General features: G+C 72.0%; 21 protein-coding genes. 14 read left to right on the forward strand and 7 right to left on the reverse strand.

Translation table 11 applies throughout. The features are described from left to right. The 3 genes from D7X96_RS17985 to D7X96_RS17995 all read left to right on the forward strand — a co-directional run. Positions 1-454, forward strand: a 454-nt coding sequence (locus D7X96_RS17985) for a response regulator (protein ID WP_147468343.1), incomplete at its 5' end; no start/stop codon positions are given. 145 nt (positions 455-599) lie between these two features. After that, the gene (locus D7X96_RS17990) at positions 600-1352 is read left to right on the forward strand and encodes a hypothetical protein (RefSeq protein WP_120552488.1); all 753 of its coding nucleotides are present in this window, start codon (positions 600-602) and stop codon (positions 1350-1352) included. A gap of 97 nt (positions 1353-1449) precedes the next feature. Next, complete coding sequence (locus D7X96_RS17995) at positions 1450-1854, forward strand: DUF2203 domain-containing protein (RefSeq protein WP_120552485.1); 405 nt, start codon at positions 1450-1452, stop codon at positions 1852-1854. A 9-nt stretch (positions 1855-1863) separates the two neighbouring features. Here D7X96_RS17995 and D7X96_RS18000 read toward each other — a convergent pair whose 3' ends face one another. Continuing rightward, positions 1864-2469, reverse strand: coding sequence for a hypothetical protein (locus D7X96_RS18000; RefSeq protein ID WP_121770282.1), 606 nt, complete (start codon positions 2467-2469; stop codon positions 1864-1866). Positions 2470-2628: 159 nt separating this feature from the next. Here D7X96_RS18000 and D7X96_RS18005 point away from each other — a divergent pair, with 159 nt between their 5' ends. Next, positions 2629-3555: an NmrA/HSCARG family protein gene (locus tag D7X96_RS18005; RefSeq protein ID WP_199747299.1), complete on the forward strand. Its 927-nt coding sequence runs from the start codon at positions 2629-2631 to the stop codon at positions 3553-3555. 100 nt (positions 3556-3655) lie between these two features. Then, positions 3656-4378, forward strand: coding sequence for a putative periplasmic lipoprotein (locus D7X96_RS18010; protein ID WP_233610267.1), 723 nt, complete (start codon positions 3656-3658; stop codon positions 4376-4378). Here the strand turns inward: D7X96_RS18010 and D7X96_RS18015 are convergent, their stop codons facing one another. Next, positions 4379-4678 (reverse strand): hypothetical protein, encoded by a 300-nt coding sequence (locus tag D7X96_RS18015; protein WP_199747298.1) that lies wholly within the window; start codon positions 4676-4678, stop codon positions 4379-4381. Positions 4679-4827: 149 nt separating this feature from the next. Here D7X96_RS18015 and D7X96_RS18020 point away from each other — a divergent pair, with 149 nt between their 5' ends. From D7X96_RS18020 to D7X96_RS18030, 3 genes are all read left to right on the forward strand, one after another. Beyond that, entirely contained in the window at positions 4828-6357 is a 1530-nt protein-coding gene (locus tag D7X96_RS18020) for an FAD-binding oxidoreductase (RefSeq protein WP_121770283.1), read from the forward strand. A gap of 117 nt (positions 6358-6474) precedes the next feature. Continuing rightward, positions 6475-7392: a hypothetical protein gene (locus D7X96_RS18025; protein WP_120552480.1), complete on the forward strand. Its 918-nt coding sequence runs from the start codon at positions 6475-6477 to the stop codon at positions 7390-7392. Positions 7393-7505: 113 nt separating this feature from the next. Continuing rightward, on the forward strand, positions 7506-8693 hold the full coding sequence (locus D7X96_RS18030) for a tetratricopeptide repeat protein (protein ID WP_120552479.1): 1188 nt from the start codon (positions 7506-7508) through the stop codon (positions 8691-8693). Between the two features lie 26 nt (positions 8694-8719). On the opposite strand, the gene D7X96_RS18035 is transcribed toward D7X96_RS18030, so the two are convergent. Continuing rightward, the gene (locus tag D7X96_RS18035; RefSeq protein WP_120552478.1) at positions 8720-9682 is read right to left on the reverse strand and encodes an ornithine cyclodeaminase family protein; all 963 of its coding nucleotides are present in this window, start codon (positions 9680-9682) and stop codon (positions 8720-8722) included. A 267-nt stretch (positions 9683-9949) separates the two neighbouring features. Here D7X96_RS18035 and D7X96_RS18040 point away from each other — a divergent pair, with 267 nt between their 5' ends. Further along, a complete protein-coding gene (locus D7X96_RS18040; protein ID WP_244219627.1) occupies positions 9950-11983 on the forward strand; it encodes a sensor histidine kinase in 2034 nt (677 codons plus the stop codon). A gap of 7 nt (positions 11984-11990) precedes the next feature. On the opposite strand, the gene D7X96_RS18045 is transcribed toward D7X96_RS18040, so the two are convergent. Then, complete coding sequence (locus D7X96_RS18045; protein WP_121770285.1) at positions 11991-13601, reverse strand: Sapep family Mn(2+)-dependent dipeptidase; 1611 nt, start codon at positions 13599-13601, stop codon at positions 11991-11993. Positions 13602-13713: 112 nt separating this feature from the next. Here D7X96_RS18045 and msrA point away from each other — a divergent pair, with 112 nt between their 5' ends. Beyond that, entirely contained in the window at positions 13714-14370 is a 657-nt protein-coding gene (msrA, locus tag D7X96_RS18050) for a peptide-methionine (S)-S-oxide reductase MsrA (RefSeq protein WP_120548864.1), read from the forward strand. Between the two features lie 69 nt (positions 14371-14439). On the opposite strand, the gene D7X96_RS18055 is transcribed toward msrA, so the two are convergent. Continuing rightward, positions 14440-15408 carry an AraC family transcriptional regulator gene (locus tag D7X96_RS18055; RefSeq protein WP_244219628.1) on the reverse strand — a complete coding sequence of 323 codons (969 nt, stop codon included), beginning with the start codon at positions 15406-15408 and terminating at the stop codon, positions 14440-14442. A gap of 55 nt (positions 15409-15463) precedes the next feature. On the opposite strand from D7X96_RS18055, the gene D7X96_RS18060 reads away from it, so the two are divergent. Then, on the forward strand, positions 15464-16552 hold the full coding sequence (locus D7X96_RS18060; protein ID WP_121770287.1) for an alkene reductase: 1089 nt from the start codon (positions 15464-15466) through the stop codon (positions 16550-16552). A 21-nt stretch (positions 16553-16573) separates the two neighbouring features. After that, complete coding sequence (locus D7X96_RS18065; RefSeq protein ID WP_121770288.1) at positions 16574-17437, forward strand: pirin family protein; 864 nt, start codon at positions 16574-16576, stop codon at positions 17435-17437. Between the two features lies 1 nt (position 17438). On the opposite strand, the gene D7X96_RS18070 is transcribed toward D7X96_RS18065, so the two are convergent. Next, on the reverse strand, positions 17439-17813 hold the full coding sequence (locus tag D7X96_RS18070; RefSeq protein WP_121722863.1) for an Mpo1-like protein: 375 nt from the start codon (positions 17811-17813) through the stop codon (positions 17439-17441). A gap of 229 nt (positions 17814-18042) precedes the next feature. On the opposite strand from D7X96_RS18070, the gene D7X96_RS18075 reads away from it, so the two are divergent. Next, entirely contained in the window at positions 18043-19077 is a 1035-nt protein-coding gene (locus D7X96_RS18075) for a hypothetical protein (RefSeq protein ID WP_208647335.1), read from the forward strand. A gap of 6 nt (positions 19078-19083) precedes the next feature. After that, positions 19084-19809: a hypothetical protein gene (locus D7X96_RS18080; RefSeq protein WP_244219629.1), complete on the forward strand. Its 726-nt coding sequence runs from the start codon at positions 19084-19086 to the stop codon at positions 19807-19809. Between the two features lie 117 nt (positions 19810-19926). Here the strand turns inward: D7X96_RS18080 and D7X96_RS18085 are convergent, their stop codons facing one another. Then, entirely contained in the window at positions 19927-20697 is a 771-nt protein-coding gene (locus D7X96_RS18085; protein ID WP_121722860.1) for a class I SAM-dependent methyltransferase, read from the reverse strand. Between the last annotated feature and the right edge of the window lie 106 nt (positions 20698-20803).

The following is a 20803-nucleotide window of genomic DNA, read 5'->3' on the forward strand; positions in this document are numbered from 1 at the left end:
GCCCCCGTCACCCAGGCCCCCCGCGCCGGAGCGCGCGCCCACGGCCGCTCCGGAGCTGGGCGGCGTGCGCGTGCTCGTGGTGGATGACGAAGAGGACGCCCGGGAGCTGTTGCGCACGCTCCTGGAGGACAGCGGCGCCCACGTGGTGACCGCGGGCTCCGCGATGGAGGGACTCCAGGTGCTCCAGGCGGAGCATCCGGACGTGCTCGTCTCCGACATCGGCATGCCGGGCACGGACGGCTATGGCTTCATCGAGCGCGTGCGCGCGCTGCCCGGGGACCAGGGAGGCCGCATCCCGGCGGTGGCCATCACCGCCTACGCCCGCTCGGAGGACCGCACCCGCGTGCTGCGCGCCGGCTTCCAGAGCCACGTGCCCAAGCCCGTGGAGCCCGGGGAGCTGCTCGCCGTCATCGCGTCGCTCGCGCAGCGGTATCCCGCCCCGCCGAAGGCGTGACGGCCCCCGGCGGGCCGAAGTACCCGGGGCCGATCAGCGCCCGGCCCGAGCAGGACGCCCGACACGTCCGCGCGCATCCTCCTGGCCAGCGGGCGGGGGCAGGGCTTACCTTTGCCTCATGCGTCCGCCGCCCGGACAAATGGCGATGTTCGACGCCCCGGCGCCCGGGCGTGAGCCGGCGCGCTCGCGGCTGCCCTCGCGCGAGGACGCGCTGCCCCGGGCCGCGGAACTGGCCCGGCGCGTGTCCGCCCTGCTGGGCCGGCCCGTGCATCTGCGCCTCACGGACAACCGCGCCACCCTGGTGAGCTTCCGCCGCCTCCCCGAAGGCGTGCGCCTGCGCCTGCACCACCTCTTCCTGGACGCACCCGACGCCGTGGTGCGCGCCCTGGCCCTTTATGTGGCCGGCGACACCGCCGCCCGCGAGGTGCTGGAGGCCTTCAGCCACGCGCACCATGACCAGGTGCGCCGGGAGCGCAGGCCCGGCGCCCCCCTGCGCACGCGCGGCCGCTGCTTCGACCTCAAGGCCGTGCACGCCCGGCTGGACGCGGCGTACTTCGACGGGCGCGTGCACGCCGTGGAGGTGGGCTGGGCCCGCCGCCCCGGACAGCGCACCCGCCGCACCATCCACCTGGGCGGCTACGACGCCCGCCTGCGCGAGGTGCGCGTCCACCCCGCGCTGGACCGCCCCACCGTGCCCGCCTTCGTCGTGGACTTCATCGTCTTCCACGCCCTGCTGCACGCGGACCTCGCCGGCCCCGACGCCGACGTCCACGACGACGCCGGCCGCTGCGCCGCGGAGCACACACCCACCTTCCTCGCGCGCGAGGCCGCCTTCCCCCTGCGCGAGGCCGCCTGGCGCTGGCTGCTGGAGAACCTGTCGTCGCTGCGGCGCGGGTGACATGTTCCAGACATGCCGGCACGGCCGTGACACACCCTGACGCACCCACGGGAAGGTGGTGGCGGGCGGGGGGCGCACACTGCATGCTGTCCCCCCAATGCGCTTTTTCAGCGTGGAAGAGGCCAGCCGGCTGGTGCCGTTGCTGACGAAGACCTTCGGACGCGTGCGCCCGTGGGTGGAGCGCGTGCAGAAGCTGGCGGAGGTGCTGGACGGCCCCGAGGCCCCACGCGAAGCCGACGCGCTGGTCCCCCTGCGCGAGGAGCGCGAGGAGCTGCTGGAGCGAATCCGCGTCGAGCTGGGCCCGCTCCAGGAGATGGGCCTGGAGATAAAGGGCGCGGACGGCCTGGTGGACTTCCACGCGCATCGCGGCGAGGAGCCCGTCTACCTCTGCTGGCGCTACGGCGAGGACGCCGTGGCGCACTGGCACGACCTGAAGACCGGCTTCTCCGGGCGGCGCCCCATCGACAGCCCGGACGACTTCGAGCCCACCTACCTCAGCTGAGGCCGGCCCTCACTTCGCCGCGCTCTGGTGCAGCAGGCCCAGCTTGTTGCGCGCGGAGAGCAGCTGCTGGCGCAGCGAGTCCGCCTGCCGGCCGATGTCGGTGAACTTCGCCTCCTCCGCCGCGCTCGTCAGCGTGGCCGCTTCGTCCGCCACCTGCGCCATGCGGTCCTGGAGCGCGGTGAAGACCTCCGTGAGCCGCGCGTCCTCCTCCGCCGTGCGCGTGGCCTGCTGGCGCAGGGACGCGAACTCCTGCATGCGCCCGTTGAGGTCCGCCGCGCTCTGCCCCAGCGCCCCGTAGCGCGTGAGCAGGTCCTTGAACATCTCCGTGCGCTGCTGCAGGTCCTGCGCGCGCACGTTGACCGCGTCCGCCTGCGCCTGCTGCCGGTTGCGCACCCCGGTGATGGCCTGCACCAGCGCGCCCACGCGCATGCGCAAGGCGTCGTCCAGGTCCGCCAGGTCCTTGAGCATCTTCGACGCGCGCTCCAGCTGCTTCTCCGACGACAGGGGCGCTTCCTTCAGCTGTTCCGACAGGGCCTCGAAGCGGACCAGCTCGGCGTCGAGCGCCTGGGCGGCGGAGACCAGCTCGGAGGGCGGGGGCGTGTCACGCTTGCTCATGGGGCCGGGAGGATGCCACGCCGCCTGCCCCTCCCTCACGGCCGCCTGCCTGCCTCGGGAGCCTGTGCTCGGGGGAGGACAGTGCGGCCTCCAGGCCTCGCCAATGTCACGGGGCGTCTCCAATTTGCCGTGACACGTCGCGTCCGGAGGTCTGAACCCATGCCCGTGGATTTCTCCATCACCGTGCTCGTCACTGGCGCCACCGGCCAACAGGGCGGGGCCGTCCTCCGCAAGCTCGCCGACCGGGGCCATCACGTGGTGGCGCTGGTGAGGGACGTGGAATCCGCCAGCGCCAAGGCCCTGCGCAGGCCCGGCGTCACCCTGGCCCAGGGCGACTTCGACGACCCGGTCTCCCTGGAGAGCGCCATGCGCGGCGTGGACGCCGTCTACGCCATGGCCACGCCCTTTGGCGCGGGCGGCGTGGACGCGGAGGTCCAGCACGGCAAGAACCTGGCGGACGCGGCGAAGCGCTCCAACGTGCGGCACTTCGTGTACTCGTCCGTGGCGGGCGCGTCCGAGCTCACCGGCATCCCCCACTTCGACAGCAAGCACACCGTGGAGCTGTACCTGAAGCGGCGCGACATGCCCTTCACCATCCTGGCGCCCACCTTCTTCATGGAGAACTTCCTCCAGCCGCCCACGCGCGACATGCTGGCGCAGGGGAAGCTGGCCCTGGCGCTGCCCGCGACGCGCGGCCTCCAGATGGTCGCGGTGGAGGACCTGGCCGGCTTCGCGCTGCACGTGCTGGGGGACCCGGAGCGCTTCATCGGCGAGCGCATTGAAGTCGCCTCCGACGAGGTGACGGGCCAGCAGGCCGCCGCGCTGCTGTCCATGGTGAGCGGCCACCGCATCCACTTCGAACAGCTGCCCCTCGATCAGCTCCAGCAGCAGAGCGAGGACCTGGCCGCCATGTTCGACTGGCTGGACCGCGTGGGCTACCACGCGGACATCCTCACCCTGCGCAACAGCTACCCGCGCGTGAACTGGCAGACCTTCGAGTCCTGGGCGCGCCATCAGGAATGGGACTTCGTCAAGGCGCCCTCCTGGCCCGCCACCGCCGCGGAGCCGGTGACGCCCCAGCCCTGAGCGCGCCCCCCGGCCGGACGCCCGCTCTCCGGGGTGGAGCACGGGGCATGTCCTCCATCCAACGCCACGGACGTTACGTTGAAGCGTGAGGAGGCATGCGATGCGTGGAGCACTGGGAGTGGGGGCCCTGGGGTTGATGCTGATGGCGGGCTGCGCGGCGGAGACGAAGCTGCGGCCCACGCCGGAGGCGGGAATCCTCCAGGACAACAAGAGCAGCGCCATCACCGAACAAGAGGGGGTGCGGCTCACCGCCGACGGCGCCGCGTGGCACGGCTCGCCGTCCGACCTGGAGCGCCGGGTCACCCCCGTCTACGTCCGGCTGGAGAACCAGGGGCAGCGCCCGCTGCGGCTCCAGTACAAGGACTTCGCGCTCGTGGGCCAGGAGTCGCGCTTCCGCTACAGCGCGCTGCCGCCCCTGTCGCTGCGGCGGGCCACCTCGTCGCGTGACACCGAGGCGCAGGCGACCATCCTGCCGGCGAGTGGGCCCCGAGGCCGGGTCTGGGTGGGCGGCGGCTATGGCTACGGGCCCTACCGCGGCTGGGGACCGGGCTGGTACGGCCCTGGCCCCTGGGGCTGGGGCAGCCCCTTCTACGGACCGTACCCCTACACGTACTACGAGCAGCCGCTGCCCACGGAGGACATGCTCAACAACGCGCTGCCGGAGGGCACGCTGGAGCCCGGCGGCACGCAGGAGGGCTTCCTCTACTTCCAGGGCGTGGCCCACCGGGAGAACGCGGTGACACTCCAGGTGAAGCTGGTGGACGCGGAGACGGGGGAGCCGTTCGGTTCGCTCGGCATCCCCTTCCAGGTGAGCACGAAGTAGCTAGTGCAGGAGCGTGCTGGGAGGCGCGTAGGGAGAGCGCCCCCCGTCGTGCGCCAGGTCGAGCAGCGGCGCGTCCTCCGGCTCCCCCAGCGCGCGCCGCACGTCCGCGCCCTTCACGGGCAGGCCCAGGAGCGGCCCCAGGAGGAACAGGTCCAGCGCGCCAGCCAACAGCGGCCCCAGGCCCGCCAGCGCCACCATCGCGCCCCGGGGCGTGCCCGAGCCCAGTCCACCCAGGACCATGCCCGTGCCCGCCAGAATCCGAATCCACCGTCCGTTGCGGGACGTGATGAAGCCGACCATGAACACCTCCCCACGCCGAAGATGAACACGCGCCAGGGGGCGACCACGGCCGGTGTCCACCCGGCGACCCTCCATCCCATGGGCCCGCCCGCCCGCTCGCCGCCCGGCGGGTCAGCGCAGGGCCGCTCGCGCGGGCATACTGCGGCGCCGTGAGCGAGACCGAAGGCAAGGCTCCGGACCTCCAGGCGGCCCTGGCCGCGTGGCGGGAGGCCGTGGGCGAGGCGCACGTCGTCGTGGACCCCGAAGCGCTGGAGGCCGCCCGGACGGCCACCTTCGCCACCACCCAGACAATCCCCGCCATCGTGCGGCCCGCGGACACCGCGCAGGTGCAGGCGTGCCTGCGCATCGCGAGCGCGCACCGCGTGCCGGTGTACCCGGTGAGCGCCGGCCGCAACTGGGGCTACGGCTCGCGCGTGCCTCCGGGCGACGGCAGCGTGCTCTTGGACCTGGGGCGCATGAACCGCGTCGTCGCGTACGACGAACAGCTGGCGTACATCACCGTGGAGCCCGGCGTGACGTTCCGCCAGGCCGCCGCGTACCTGCGCGAGCGCCAGTCCTCCAACTTCATCACCACCATCGGCGGCTCCCCGGACGCGAGCCTGGTGGGCAACGCGCTGGAGCGCGGCGACGGACGCGGCCCCCACGCGGACATCTTCCAGCACGTGTGCGCGCTGGAGGCCGTGCTGCCCACGGGCGAGCGCATCGAGACGGGCCACGCGAGATTCCCGGACTCGCGCGCCGCGCCCGTCTTCCGCTGGGGCCTGGGCCCGGTGCTGGACGGCCTGTTCAGCCAGTCGTCCCTGGGCGTGGTGACGCGGATGACGTTCTGGCTGGCGCGCAAGCAGCCCTGGCTGCGCGAGTTCGTCTGCGCCGTGAACGACGACGCGCAGCTGTGGACCTTCGTGGACCGGCTCCAGGCGCTGGCCCTGGACGGCACGCTCAAGGGCAGCTTCTTCTTCTGGAACGACATCAAGGCCTACAGCGTCACCCAGCAGTTCCCCTACGCCGCCGTGGGCCGCACGCCCCTGCCGGACTGGGCCCGGGAGAAGTTCCGCGAGGGCTTCGGCCGCTGGGCCATCAGCGGCACCCTCACCGCCCCGGACGCGGAGTTCGGGGCGCTCCTGGAGAAGCGGCTCGCGCGGGCCCTGGAGGGCGCCTTCCGCCCGCTGTCCTTCGGCCCGGAGGTGCTGGACGGCGAGGGCGGCTTCCAGGGCGTGCCCTCCGAGGCCAACCTCGCCATGACCTACTGGCGCAAGCGCACGCCCCAGCCGGAGGACCCCAACCCGGACCGCGACCGCTGCGGCTTCATCTGGTGCTGCGTCGCCGTCCCCTTCACCGGACAGGACGCGAAGCGCGCCACCGACATCGCGGACCGCGTCCCCCGCCTCTTCGGCTTCGAGCCCAACCTGGCCCTGCTCGCGTTCTCCCCGCGCTGCGTCTACCTCATCACCGCGCTCGCCTATGACCGCGACGCGAAGGGCGAGGACACCCGCGCCCAGGCCTGCTACCGCGCCCTCACCCGCGAACTGGCGGATGCCGGGTATCACCTGACCCGAGCCGGACTCCAGGCGCAGGGAGCCGTACCGGCCGTGCGGGACGACTCCACGGCGGTGCGCCGGCGGCTGAAGGACGCGTTCGATCCCCAGGGAATCCTGGCTCCCGGGAGATCCGAGCCCTGAGGGGCATGGGCGGATCAGAAAGAAAAAGAGACGCGGAAACTTTCTCGGGCCCCTGCCGATAAATTCTCAAGTCACAAGCTTTCCCACCGCGCCTCGCGCCCGCCGGAGCCCGCTTCCATGTCCATCGAGACCAACCGCTACCGCCCCGTGTTCCGGAACACCACGACGACCCCTCCGGCCAACGGGACGCAGGTGCGGCGCGAGGTCCAGGCCCACACGGAGAACCGGGCGCAGGGCGAGGCGACCATCAACCTGAACCGCGGCGTTCAGGGCAACCGCGTCTCCACCAGCAACCAGGCCAACCCCAACACCACCACGGACATCCAGAAGCAGCTGGAGACCAGCCGCTTCGACCAGACGGTGGCCTCCGGTGAGTGGAACAAGAGCTATTCCGCGGCCTCCGGCTCGCACACCTCTGGTGACGTGAACGGCAACTTCCACAACACGGTGGAGGGCCAGGTGCTGGCGGCGGACGTGGCCGCGCAGGGCAACGTCTCCATCGACCCGCTGCACGGCAAGATTGGCGCGCAGGGCTCCGTGGACGCGCGCGCCGACCTGGTGCGCGGCTCCGTGGAAGGCCACGCGGACAGCGCGCTGGGCCGCTCCGAGTGGGGCGCCGAGGGCAACGTGGGCGCCGAGGCGACCGCCACGGGCCAGGTGGTGCTGGACCCGCTGCACGGCCAGGCCGCGGCCTCCGTCCACGGTGAGGCCTTCGCCGGCGCCCGCGCCAGCGCGGAGGTCAGCCAGGAGATTGGCCCCGCGACCGTCACGGCCGGCGCCGAGGCCTTCGCCGGCATCGGCGTGGAGTTCGAGGCCAACGTCGGCCTGAAGGACGGCAAGCTGTCCGCCAACTTCGACGTGGGCGCGGCGCTGGGCATCGGCGCGAGCATCGAGTTCGGCTTCTCCGTCGACGTGGGCAAGATTGGCGACGCGGCGAAGAGCGCCGCCGAGGGCCTGGGCAACGCGGTGCAGAACGTCGGCGAGGGCATCAAGAACGTCGGCGAGGGCATCAAGAACGCGCTGAGCCACTGGTAGTCCCCAGCCTCGCGCACCCGAAGCTCTTCCCAAGGGCCTCGTCCATCCGGGCGAGGCCCTTTCCTTTTCCCCGTTGCTCGACAGCCCCCGCCCCCTGGGGGACACTTTCCCTCATGAACTCTCTGGAAACCCTTCTCGCGCAGGGCCAGGTCGCCCAGGCCAGGGCCGAGGCCGAGAAGCTCCTCGCGAAGAACCCCAACCACCGCGACGCACTGGTGGTGATGGCCAAGCTGGCGCTGGTGGAGAACAAGGTCCCCCAGGCCGAAGGGCTGCTCGCCAAGGCGGAAGCGCAGGGCGCCACGGCGGAGACGGGCCTGGTGCGCGCGAACATCGCCGCCCAGAAGGGCCAGCTGGACGCCGCCCTCAAGGCCTACCAGGGCGTGCTCGCGCTGGAGCCGAACCGCGCCGAGGCGCACTTCGGCAAGGGCATGATGCTGATCAAACAGGACAAGGCGCCCCAGGCGCTGGAGGCCCTGTCCCAGGCCGCGAAGCTCGCGCCCCAGAACCCGGTGTTCCGCTACCGCCTGGGCCAGGTGCAGCTGGAGGCCGGCCAGACGGACGCGGGCCTGGCCACGCTGCGCGAGGTGCTCACGCTGGCGCCGCGCTTCGTGCCCGCGTACCTGAGCCTGTCACACGCGCTGTCCTCCCAGGAGAAGCTGGTGGACGCGCGCAAGGTGCTGGAGCAGGGCCTCAAGGCGGTGCCCAACCAGCCGCGCCTGCTCGCGTCCGTGACGGTGCTGTCCATGGCGCTGCGCGACCTGCGCACGTCCTACCAGGCGGCCTCCGCGCTCGCGGCCCAGCGCCCGAAGGACGCGGACGCCCAGGCGAACCTCGCGCAGCTGATGCTGGCGCGCGGTCAGATTGAGCAGGCCCGGCACCTGTGCCAGACCATGGCGTCGCTGGGCGTGGCCAACGAGTCCCTGAAGATGGCGGAGGCCACCTGCTTCGAGGCGCAGGAGCCGCCCGCGTACGACAAGGCCATCGCCGCGTACGAGCAGGGCATGAGCCTGGCGCCGGACGGCTGGCGCGCGGCGAACAACCTGGGCCAGCTGCTGTTGCGCGTGCCCGCCGAGCCCGCGAACGCGCACCTGCCGCGCGCCGTGACGGTGCTGGAGGAGGCCGTGCGCCGCGCCCCGGACCGCCCGGAGCCGCTGCTCAACCTGGCGCTCGCGCAGGCGCGCCTGGGCCAGGAGGCGAAGGCGAAGGAGCTGGTGCAGAAGGTGCTCGCCATGCCGCTGGCGGAGGACACCGACCTGCACGAGGAGGCCGTGCGCCTCTCGCAGGCCCTCGCCAAGGCCTGAGCAAGGCCTGGGCAACGCCTGAGCTTCTAGGCGTTGAAGTCGAGCGTGGGCACGTCCTCGTCGCCCGTCGCCGCCTGGTACACGTGCCAGGCGGTGGCCAGGTCCTGGAAGGGCAGGCCCACGCCGGCGAACACCGTCACCTGCTCCTGGGACGTGCGCCCGGGCTTGAGGCCCGCGAGGACCTCGCCCAGCTCCGCGTGGATGGAGGCCTCCGTGAGCCCCACCGCGCCCGCCGCGCCGGTGGACACGCTCAAGCCCCGGTGGTCGCAGACGAAGAGCGCCTGCTCCAGCAAATCCCTGGACAGCTCCGCCTTGCCCGGCTCGTCCGCGCCCAGCGCGGTGATGTGCGTGCCCGGCCGCACCATGCCCGCGTGCAGGAAGGGGTGGTGGCTCCACGTGGCCGTCACCACGAGGTCCGCGTCCGCGACGGCGTCCGCCACGGACGTCTCCACGCTCACGGGCAGGTTCAGCTCCTGGTACATGCGCGTGGCGTAGGCGTTCGCGTTCGCCAGGTTCGTGTCGAAGACGCGCACCTGGGTGAGCGTGCGCACCAGCCGCAGCTGCTTGAGCTGGAGCACGCCCTGGCGGCCGGCGCCAATCACCGCCACGCGTGAGGCGTCCGGCCGGGCCAGCACGTCCGCGGCCAGCGCGCCCACCACGCCAGTGCGCACGGCCGTGAGGTGGCCGGAGTCCATCACCGCCAGCAGCCCTCCCGTGACCAGGTCGTGCAGCTGCACCACGCCCTGGATGGCGGGCGTCTGCCCGGGGAACTTCGCGTGCACCTTCACCGTGTACGCGGGGATGCCGGGCACGGAGCCGGGGAAGAGCACCAGCGCGGTGCCCTCCGAGTGCAGCGGCGCGCGCACGCGCTGCGGGGCCACCGTGCGGGCCAGGGCGTCGGTGCGGAAGGCCTCGCGCAAGTCGTCCAGGAGCAGGAGCGCCTGGGTGTTGCGGGCCACGGCGGAGCGGTTGAGCAGGAGGGTCGGCATGCTGTGCCGGCCACCCTACCCCAAGCCCCCGCGCGCCCTGGGGCGCGAACGTCCCCCGGCCCGGCCGAGCGCACGAAGGTGAACGGCGCACCGGGCGCCGCGTCCGGGGGCCTCCCTGGAACCGGCGGCCGAGGGCTCGCGGAGGACCTTCATCCGACGCGAGGGCAAGGCACGCCGGGGCCACCATGCGCAGACTTCGCGCGAGGGGCGGCGCGGCCGGGCGATGGCCTGGGGAGACTGGCGATGCAGGGGCCGGATTCACACTCCGTGGACGAGCATGCGCGCGGCGGACCCCGCCCCAGCGCGGCGGAGTTCCTGCGCGCGAACCACGACGTGCTGCTGGCGGAGTGGCAGCAGGAGGTGATGAAGCACCTGGGCGGGAAGGCGCCGGCGCACCCGCCCTGGCTCATCGACCACCTGCCGGAGCTGCTCTCCACGCTGGCGGACGCGATGGAGGCGGGGCCAGAGGCCCTGGACGAGCGCCTGGAGGCGGCGCACGCCGCGGCCCGGATGGACGCGGGCTTCAACCTGGGCGAGGTGGCCCAGGAGTACGCCCTCCTGCGCCGCTGCATCCTCCACCGCCTGGAGACCCAGGAGCAGCAGCTGCGGCCCGGGGACCTCACGCGGCTGGAGGAGACGCTCGACCGGGTGGTCACCCGGACGATGACGTTCTTCTGGGACATGAAGCAGCGCACGTTGCAGACGCTGGACCGCATGTCCGAGGCGACGCTGGATGACCCGGACATGGAGACGCTCCTGGAGCGCCTGCTCACCCGGCTGATGGAGACCGCGCTCACCGTGGACACGGCGGCGGTGATGATGCTGGAGGGCGACGCGCTGGTGGTGCGCGCCGCGGTGGGCCTGGGCACCGACGAGGTGAAGGGCCTGCGCGTGCAGGTGGGCCAGGGCGTCAGCGGGCAGGCGGCGCTGGAGCGGCGGCCCTTCTTCGTCCGCTCGGCCGCCACCGACCCGCGCGTCCTCCTCGGGCCGCTGCGCCGCGCGGGGCTGCGCGCGCTGTACGGCCTGCCGCTCATGAACGGTGAGCAGCTGCTGGGCATGGCGTACATGGGCTCTCGCACGGCCTTCGCCTTCTCCGACTCGGACGTGCTGCTCTTCCACGCCATCGCGGAGCGGGCGTCCGCGCACATCGCCCAGGTGGAGCTGCACGAGCGCGAGCACGCGGCACGCCGGGAGGCCGAGCGGTCGCTGGCGCAGCTGGACTCACTGCTGGAGTCGGCGCCCGTGGGCATCGCCTTCCTGGACCTGGAACTGCGCCACCTGCGCATCAACAGCACGATGGCGCGCCTCAACAGCAAGTCCGTGGAGATGCACCTGGGCCGCACGGTGCGCGAGATGGTCCGGGAAGACCTCCAGGCGTCCGTCGAGCGGCCGATGCGCCAGGTGCTGGAGACCGGGCAGCCCCTGCGGGACGTGCTCATCCAGGGGCCGGATCCTGTGCGGGGCCGTCCAGGGTTCTGGCGCGTGGACTACTTCCCGGTGCGCACCCCGGACGGCGTGCTCCTGGGGGTGGGCAACACGGTGGTGGACGTCAGCGACTTCAAGCACGCGGAGGCCGCGCTCCAGCAGGCCATCGACTTCCGGGAAGAACTCATCGCCGTCCTGGGCCACGACCTGCGCAACCCCCTGCACGCGGTGAACGCGTCCGCCTTCATGCTGGGCAACGTCCCGGACCTGGACACGGGCGCGCGCCGCTCCGTGGACCGCATCCGCAAGGCCACCGCGCGGATGACGCGGATGATCAACGACATCCTCGACTTCGCCCGCAGCCGCCTGGGCGGAGGCATCCCGGTCACGCGCCAGCGCGTCAACATGTTGGAGCTGTGCCAGGGCGTGCTGGACGAACTGCAGGTCGTCTACCCGGAGCGGCCCCTCACGCTGGAGGTGCATGGGGGCGACCTGTGGGGAGAGTGGGACCCGGACCGCGTGACGCAGGTGCTGGGCAACCTGGTGGTGAACGCGCTGCAACACGCGAGGAACGACTCACCCGTGGTCACCCAGCTCACCGGCGAGCCCATGGACGTGGTGATGCGCGTCTGCAACGAGGGCGACCCCATTCCCCCGGAGGTGCTGCCGCACCTGTTCGACCCGTTCAAGCAGTCGCGTCCGCAGCAGGATCCAGGCAACAAGCAGCGCAGCCTGGGGTTGGGGCTCTACATCGTCGGCGAGCTGGTCCAGGCGCACCAGGGCACCGTCCGCGTGGAGACCGGCGATGGGGATGGCACGACCTTCACCATCCGCTGGCCCCGCGTCCCCCCGCCCAGGGGCGACCTGCCGCCGTGAGCCACCGTCACGGCGCGGGCGCGATGGCCAGCGTGTGCACGGCCTCCGCGAGCATGCGCGTGCTCAAATCCAGCGTCTCCAGCGCGATGGACTCATCCGGGGCGTGGCCGGTGTAGGGCTCGTTGGGGAAGGCGGGCCCGAAGTCCACGGCGCGGGGGAACAGCCGCGCGTAGGTGCCGCCCCGGATGGAGCCGGGCACCGCGTCCGGCGCCTTGCGCTGCCGCTGGTAGATGCCCATCAGCGTCTTCACCAGCGGGCCGGACGTGTCCGCCACGTGCGGGTCACCCAGGTAGCGGCCGGTGCCCTCCTTCACCTGGCCACCGGAGTCCTCGCCCACGCGCTTCGCGGCGGCGTCCAGCGACGCGTTGAACGCGGCCGCGTCCCTGCCCTGCGGCCGGCGCATGTTGACGCCCAGGGACACGCTGCCGTCCTTCACGCGCAGCACGGTGGGCGCGACGAGCAGCGGGCCCATCAGCGCGTCCTCGTACTTCAGGCCCAGCTTGTCGCCGTGGTGGTCGCCGTCGAAGCGCTTCGCCACCACGCGCAAGAGCGCCGCGATGCCGTTGTCCTCCAATGACAGACGCGAGGCCACGGCGGACAGGTCCCAGAGCGCGTTGTGGCCCTCATCCGCGGTGGACGAGTGCACCGCCACGCCGTGCGTGGTGAGCACCACGGTGTCGCCCTCTCGCTTCACCTGCGCCTTCAGGTCCTTGCGCGCGGGGGACTCCTGGGCGATGGCGGCCTTCACCGCGGCGAGCACCGTCTCCGGCGTCTGGCCCTTCACGGGCGCGAGCTTCAGCGTGGCGGCGCCGGGCACCTGGGTGAGGAACTCGCCCGCGCTCACGTCCACGGCGCGCGCGACGATGCCCTCCTTCGGCGTGGCGAGGGCCGTGCCCACGGGCGCCTCCAGCGTCCACGCGACGAAGCCGGACTGCGCGGCCATCACCGGGTAGCCGGAGTCCACGGAGATGACGTGCGTGGGCTTGGGCTGCGTGTCCGCGTAGTTCTTCATGCCGTTCCAGTCACTCTCCTCGCCGTTGCCGATGATGATCAGCACCTTGCCCTGGGGCTTGAGGCCCAGGTCCTTGGCCATGGCCAGCGCGACGAGCCCGGAGGCGATGGGGCCCTTGTCGTCCTCCACGCCCCGGCCGTACAGGCGGCCCTTCTCCACCACGGGCTTGAAGGGCGCGCGCTTCCACTCATGCGCGGGCGCGGGCACGACGTCGCCGTGGAACACCAGGCCCAGCAGCGGCTCGCCCTCGCCCCAGGACAGCTCGAAGACGTCGTTGTCGCCCACGGTGCGGAAGCCGAAGCCGTGCGCCTTCGCCCAGGCCTCCAGGGCGCGGCCCATGGCGGCCACCTCCGGGTTCTTCGCGGCGGGCGCCTCGCTGCTCACGGTCTTGAAGCGGACGAGCGTCTGGGTGAGGGCCACCACGTCGTCCAGCGCACAGGCCTGCACGTAGGCGGCGTAACGCTCCGCGGCGGAGGTGCCCTTCAGGGCAGTGTCGGAGAAGCGGGCGGCGCGGGCGGCGGGCTTGCCGGCGCAGCGGGGGTCCTTGGCGGCGAGGGCGGCGGCGGGCGCCAGGAGGCAGAGGGCGGCGAGGAGGCGGGTGCGCATGGGAGTCCTGGGAAACCGTCGGGAAGGCGAGGCATTCCTGGTGGGACGGAGGGCGGGTGGCCGGCCGTGCGGCGGGCGTGAAAATCGGGGGGCCCGGAGCTAAAGCTAGAGCATGTTCTTCACGTCCCCGAAGAAGTTGAGGCTCCCCACTCCGCAGGAGGCGCTGCCGGGCCGTCCGCAGGAGATGCCGGTTCCGCAGAAGCACACCGTGCTGGGCACCCCGCTGAAGGGGCCGGTGCCGGAGGGTTTCGAGACGGCCATCTTCGGCATGGGCTGCTTCTGGGGGGTGGAGCGCAAGTTCTGGCAGGTGCCGGGTGTGTACTCCACCGCGGTGGGCTACGCGGGCGGGCTGACGCCGAACCCCACGTACGAGGAGGTCTGCTCCGGCCTCACCGGCCACAACGAGGTGGTGCGCGTGGTGTACGACCCGAAGAAGGTCACGTACGCGCAGCTGTTGAAGGTCTTCTGGGAGAACCACGACCCGACGCAGGGCATGCGCCAGGGCAACGACGCGGGCACCCAGTACCGCTCCGGCATCTACTACGCGAACGACGCGCAGAAGCGCGCCGCGGAGGAGACGCGCCAGGCGTACCAGGGCGCGCTCAACGCGAAGGGCCTGAGCGACATCACCACGGAGATCCTCCCGGCCCCGGCCTTCTATTACGCCGAGGACTACCACCAGCAGTACCTGCAGAAGAACCCGGGCGGCTACTGCGGCGTCGGCGGCACCGGCGTGAGCTGCCCCATCGGCGTGGGCGTCAGCGCCTGACGTTTCGCCTCGCGGGGCCCGCTGTCTTCCGGACACGGGCCGTGCTTCCCCAGGAAGAGGGCTGAAGCCTCACGACGCCCGGCGGTGGTTGCGCCGGTACGCGCCGGGAGCTGTCCCATCCCAGCGCTTGAAGGCGCGGTTGAAGGACGCCTCGCTCTGGTAGCCGATGGCCGGAGCGACCTCGCTCAGGGGCAGCTCGCTTTCGCGCAGGAGCTGGGCGGCCTTGATCATCCGCCACCCCACCAGGTACTCCAGCGGCGGCTCTCCCACGAGTTCACTGAAGCGCGCGGCGAAGCCGGACCGGGACATGGCCACCGCGGACGCCAGGCTCTCCACGGTCCAGGGCTCCTGGGGGCGCTCGTGGATGAGCGCTAGCGCCTTGCCAATCTGCGGGTCCCCCAGCGCCCGCATACCGGCCTCCCGGCACGAGCCCTCGGACTTCATGATGTGCGCCCGCAGCGCCTGCACCAGCAGGATGTCCGCGAGCCGGCTCATGATGACGGTGGCTCCCGGGTGCGACGACGCGCTCTCCGTCAGCAGCAACTGCACCGTGGACGCCAGTGACGGCGCCGTCGCCGCGTCGTCCGCGGCCAGGTGGATGACGTGGGGCAGCTCCTTGAAGAGCAGCGTGCGCGGCGCGACCCCCAGCTGGAACGACGCCGCCACCAGCGTCGTCCGCTCGCCGTCGCCGCCCAGCCGGATGGAGCCCTTGCCGCGAGCGCTCGCGCAGGCTCCACGCTCCAGGACATGAACGGGACTGCCCTCCGCGTCGCGCAGCGTGTGGCCTCCGCCGTGCGGCAGCACCGCCAGGTCCCCCGCGCACAGCTCCAGGGCGCCCGGAACGCCCTCCACCTCCAGCCGGGCGCCACCGCGCGCGACGAGGACGATGTGAGCCCCCGGCGCCGTCCCGAACTGGAGCCCCCAGGGGGCGAACAGCTCGAAACGGCCGTGCATCCGGGTGGACAGGCGCAGCGTGTCCAGGACGTCCGCCAGGACATCAGCACCCTGTCCCTCCAGAGTCTCTGGACGATCGGTCAATTTGTTTGGACTGGATGCCATGGCACGTCCATAGCGCCTGGAGCATTCAACGGCCATGGCAAATACACTCCAGCTCCTCTCCCCCTTCCGTCTGGGCCGGCTCGAACTGAAGAACCGGCTGGTGATGGCCCCCATGACCCGCAGCCGGGCGCTGGTGGACGGCAACGTCCCCAACCCTCTCGCGGTGACCTATTACGCCCAGCGGGCGTCCGCGGGCCTCATCGTCTCCGAGGGCACCCAGGTCAGCCCCCAGGGCGTCGGGTACATCCGCACACCGGGCATCCACTCGCCGGAGCAGGTGGCGGGCTGGAAGAAGGTGACGGACGCGGTCCACGCGGCGGGCGGCCTCATCTTCGCGCAGCTGTGGCACGTGGGGCGCGTCTCGCACCCGGACTTCCACGGGGGCGAGCTGCCGGTGGCGCCCTCCGCCATCAAGGTCGAGCAGGAGGTCTTCACGTTCCAGGGCAAGAAGCCCGCGGTGACGCCCCGGGCCCTGGAGACGCATGAGCTTCCCGGCGTCGTCGAGCAGTTCCGCCAGGCCGCTCGCAACGCGAAGGAGGCCGGCTTCGACGGTGCGGAGCTGCACGGCAGCAACGGCTACCTGTTGGATCAGTTCCTGCGGGACGGCTCCAACCAGCGCACGGATCAGTACGGCGGCAGCATCGAGAACCGGGCGCGCCTGCCACTGGAGGCGGCGCGGGCGGTGGCGGAGGTGTTCGGCGCGGACCGCGTGGGCTACCGGCTCTTCCCCCAGAACTTCCCGTACACGGGCATGCACGACTCCACGCCCACCGAGACCTTCACGTACATCGCGAGGGAGCTGGGCAAGCTGGGCCTGGGCTACCTGCACGTGACGGAGCTCGTCACGGGCCCCGCCGCCCCGGCCCCCGAGCAGCGCATCACCCCGGCGATCCGCAAGGTCTTCCCGGGCGCCATCATCGCCAATGGCGGCTACGACGCGCAGGCCGGTGAAGCGGTGCTGGCTCGCGGAGAGGCGGACCTCGTGGCGTACGGCGTGCCGTTCCTCGCGAACCCGGACCTGCCGGAGCGCTTCCGCCGGTCCGCGCCGCTCAACACGCCGGACGCGGCGACGTTCTTCCAGGGCGAGGAGCAGGGCTTCACCAGCTACCCGGCGCTGGGCTGAATCCAGAAGGAGGCAACCGTCATGAGCACGCAACGAGTGGATGTCCTGGAACGACGGCTGGAGCGGATCATCGACCTGCCCGAACCCACGCAGGGGCAGTTCGGCCCGGCGCACACGGTGGTGCCGGTCATCTCACCGGAGGACTACGCGCGGTCGGATCCGTTCATCCTGCTGATGGACGACCGCATCGACGGCAAGCCGATTGGCGGGCCGCATCCGCACGCGGGCTTCGAGACGGTGACCCTCGTGGTGAAGGGCGGCATGACCCACGACAGCGGCACGCTGGGCGAGGGCGACGTGCAGTGGATGACGGCCGGCAGTGGCGTCATCCACGGCGAGGGGCTGGAGGGAGACCTGGGCCAGGCGCGCATCCTCCAGCTCTGGCTCACGCTGCCCAAGGCACAGCGCTGGGTGCCCGCGGGCTACCAGGACCTGGCGTACGCGCAGCTGCCGGTGCGGCGCGAGCCGGGAGTGGAGGTGCGCGTGTACAGCGGCTCGTCGGGCGGCGTGCGCTCGCCCACGAAGAACTACGTGCCCGTCACGCTGGCGGAGCTCCGGCTGGAGGCGGGCGCGTCCGTCGCGCAGGACCTGCCTGCGTCGTACAACGGCTTCTTCCTGGTGCTGGAGGGCGAGGTCGCGGTGGGGCCGGATGGGCAGTCGCTCAAGCCCGGTCAGGTGGGCTGGCTGGACCGTCCGGTGTCGGGAGGTGCCAGCACGGTCCGCGTCACCGGGACGACGCGAGCGCGCGTGTTGCTGTACGCGGGCCAGCCGCAGCGGGACCCGCTGGTGAGCCACGGGCCGTTCATCGGGGACACCCAGGCGGACATCCTGAGGTCCATCGAGGGGTACAGCGCGGGCCGCTTCGGCCCACCGCCGCCGAGGTAGCTCAGCGGCTCTGGACGGGGGCCGGCGCCAGGGTGGCGGCGGCCGTCGCGCCGGAGTTGGCGCGCTCCAGGTGCGGACCCAGCTGGCCGGTGAGCATCAGCGCGGCCATGCGGAAGTCGGAGATGAGCGACCAGAGCGGGTACTTGAAGGTCGCGGGGCGGTTGTGCTCGATCTTGAAGTGGCTGGCCCACGCGAAGCCGTAGGCGCACACCAGCGCGGCGGGAATCAGGGCGCCGCGTCCGGTGACGGCGGCGGTGATTCCCAGGCCCACACCCAGGCTGGTGCCGGCGAAGTGCAGCCAGCGTGTCGACGCCTGCGAGTGCTCGCGCAGATAGAACGGCCAGAACTCGCCATAGGTCTGGATGCGGTCGGACATGAAGTGAAGTTGTGTCCAGCTGCCCGCCTCTCGTCAACCCATGCGGGCCCTCTTCGTGCCGGTCGCGACCCCCCTTGGCCCCGGGGGCGTGGACCGTGGGCAGGAGGGCAGCCAGGCGGTCCTCGACGCGGCCCGCCGTTTTCAGGCCGGCCGGGAACAATCCGGTGAGGACGGCGCTGACTGCGAAGAGGCGCGAACCGCGCGTGTCGTGAAAGACTCGGGGGCGCGCATGAGTGACTGGACGCCCAAGCTGAACCCCACGGTGGACCTGCGGCGGCTTCCGCTGAACGCGGAGGAAGGCTTCGTGCTGTCGCGGCTGGACGGCCACACGCGTGAGAAGGACCTGCCCGCGCTCACGGGGTTTCCCCCGGACAAGCTGCGGGACATCCTCGCGAGGCTGGTGTCGCAGGGAGCGCTGCTGCCGGGCACGGAGGCCGTGAACACCGTCGTTCCCCCCACCGTGGAGCCGCGCGCGCCGGAGCTCGACGCGAGCGACACGGAGCCGCTGCCGGAGGCCGAGGCCTCGGACGACGAAGCGCCTCCCGAGGACGAAGTACCGGAGTCCTTGCTTGGCGACTTCCGCAAGCTCTTCGAGACGCGGCTGCACGGGCTGCCGGAGGACCAGCGGGTGGCGCTGGCGAAGGGGGCGGAGGACCCGGAGCTGTCCGCGCTGTGCTTCGACCCGGTGCCCGCCGTCATCAAGGCCGTGCTGGAGAACACGCGGGTGGGGCTCGCGCACGCGCGGCTCATCGCCAGGCATCACCGGAACCCCGTGGGCCTGGAGGGGCTGGTGGCCCGGGCGGCCTTCGCGTCCGACACGGGCGTGCGCCGCTTCCTGGTCCGCAATCCGCAGCTGCCGGTGGCGGTGTTCCGCCGCCTGTGGGCGATGCGCCGCCTGATGGAGCACCACAAGCTCACGGTGGACCGGGACGTCCCGGAGCAGACCCGCCGCGCCGCGCGAGAGTTGCTGCGCCAGCGCTTCTCCACCGGCCCGTCCGAGGAGAAGGTGGAGCTCATCCTCAACACGGAGGGCCGTGCGCTGGGCGCGCTCGTGGGCATGCCGGTGGACGGCAAGACGACGTCGCTGTTGTGCGGGCGCACGTACCGCTCGCCCATGCTGGTGCAGAACATCGCGCGCTGGAGCGCCGCGCCGCCCGCGCTCATCGCGCACCTGCTCAAGCAGGAGCTGGTCCGCCGTCAGCCGCAGCTGCGCATGATGCTCGCGCGCCACCCCAACGCGCCCGCGGACGCGAAGCGCGCCTGAAGCCGCATGCCCCACGAAGAGGCCAGGGTCGTCCACTCGCTGAAGCAACACCTGCTCGAGCATGGGCTGCGCAGGTCGCGCGTGCTGCACCTGCTGGTGGACGCGCATCCGTCGTACGTCCACAGCCCGGTCGCGCGGGACCTGGAGCCCATGACGCGGCTCATGCTGGAGGGCACGCGGCCGGACATCCTGTGCAGCGTGGCGCAGCCGGAAGGTGTCCTCGTCACGGGCATCGAGGTGAAGGCGTCCGACAAGGATTGGGCGCACGGCCTGGGACAGGCCCTCAGCTACCGCCCGAGCGTCCATCACGCCTACCTCGCACTCCCAACGCTCGCCGCCGACCTGCGCGCCACCACCGTGAACCAGGCCCGAGGCAACGGCATCGGCCTCCTCGCGCGGGACGCGAAGCACTGGGTGGAGGTCGTCGCGCCCGCGGACCCCACCCCGCTGCCGCGCGCCGTCAGCCAGGCCTCGTCGCTGCTCGAAGGCGTGCCCGCCGCGCGCAGCCTCCAGCTCAACCATCCGCTCAACTACCTCGCGGCCGCGTTCCTCGCGGACCGGGGCGCACCTTCGGGGTCGCTGCTCCAATCGCTCGCCGCGCACTGGAAGGACCTGGGAAGCGACAGCTCCCGGCGTCACGCGGCCACGGGCGCCAACACGCTCGGGCTCCTGGACCTGGACTGGAAGCCCACGCTCGACCGGACATCAACCCGTCCACCGTCTTCAAGCTGAAGCAGAACCTCTGGCACGCGGGACTGCTCGACACCAAGGCCCACGGCACCGCCGGCAAGGACTCCCGCGCCTACCGGCCCACGGAAGACGTCTGGGCCCTGCCCCGCGACAAGGTGTTCAAGGCTTCCGCGCGGTGATGAGCGGCTGATTGAAGCCCGTCTCCTCCGGCGTGTACCAGCGCGGATCCACCAGCCCTGCCCGGGTGAGCGCCTGCTCCAGCTCCACGGGTTGCAGCAGCCGGTAGACGCCGGTGTGCTCGGTGGTGTGCCAGATGCCGGACTCCTGGCGCAGGATGAACTGGCGCACGGTGTATTGCCTTTCATCCACCGCCCAATCCCAGACCTGGAACAGCACGCGCCGGCCCAGCGGCGTGTCCAGCACGCGCTCCGCCGTGAAGCGCGGCCGCTTCTCCAGCAGCGCGGAATGGTCCCGCAGGCTCGCCACCAGCAGGCCCCCGGGCACCAGGCGTGACGCCATCGCGTTCGCGGCGTCCTCCAGGTCCGAGTCCTCCAGCAGGTGCGCCACCGCGTTGTCGCAGGACATCACCACGTGGAAGGTGCCCGGCACCTGCCAGTCCAGCATCCGCATGTCCGCCACGCCGGTGGTGATGCTCACGTGCATGGCTCGGGCTTCCCGCTCCGCGCGCGCCACCGCGGAAGGACTCAGGTCCGTGGCGTGCACGGCGTAGCCGCGCGACGCCAGCCCCAGCGCCTGCGTGCCAATGCCGCACGCGCAGTCCAGCACCCGGCGCGGCGGCGGCATGCCCGAGCGGCGCAGGAGCGCGTCCAGCACCGCGCCCTGCCGGTCCACCGACTGCTCCCAGTCCGCGAAGAGCAGGTGGTACTCCTCGGCCAGCCCTTCGTAGAAGTCCAGGACGCTGTCAGACATGACGGCCTCCCCTTTAACACCCCCATGCGGGCCGTCACGCGCGAGGACACCGGACGTCGCCTGCCCGTCATGTCGAGGCCATGTCAGGGCCGGGAGGTCTTCGCCT

Origin of the sequence: Corallococcus interemptor, from assembly GCF_003668875.1 — a bacterium.
Lineage (GTDB): Bacteria > Myxococcota > Myxococcia > Myxococcales > Myxococcaceae > Corallococcus > Corallococcus interemptor.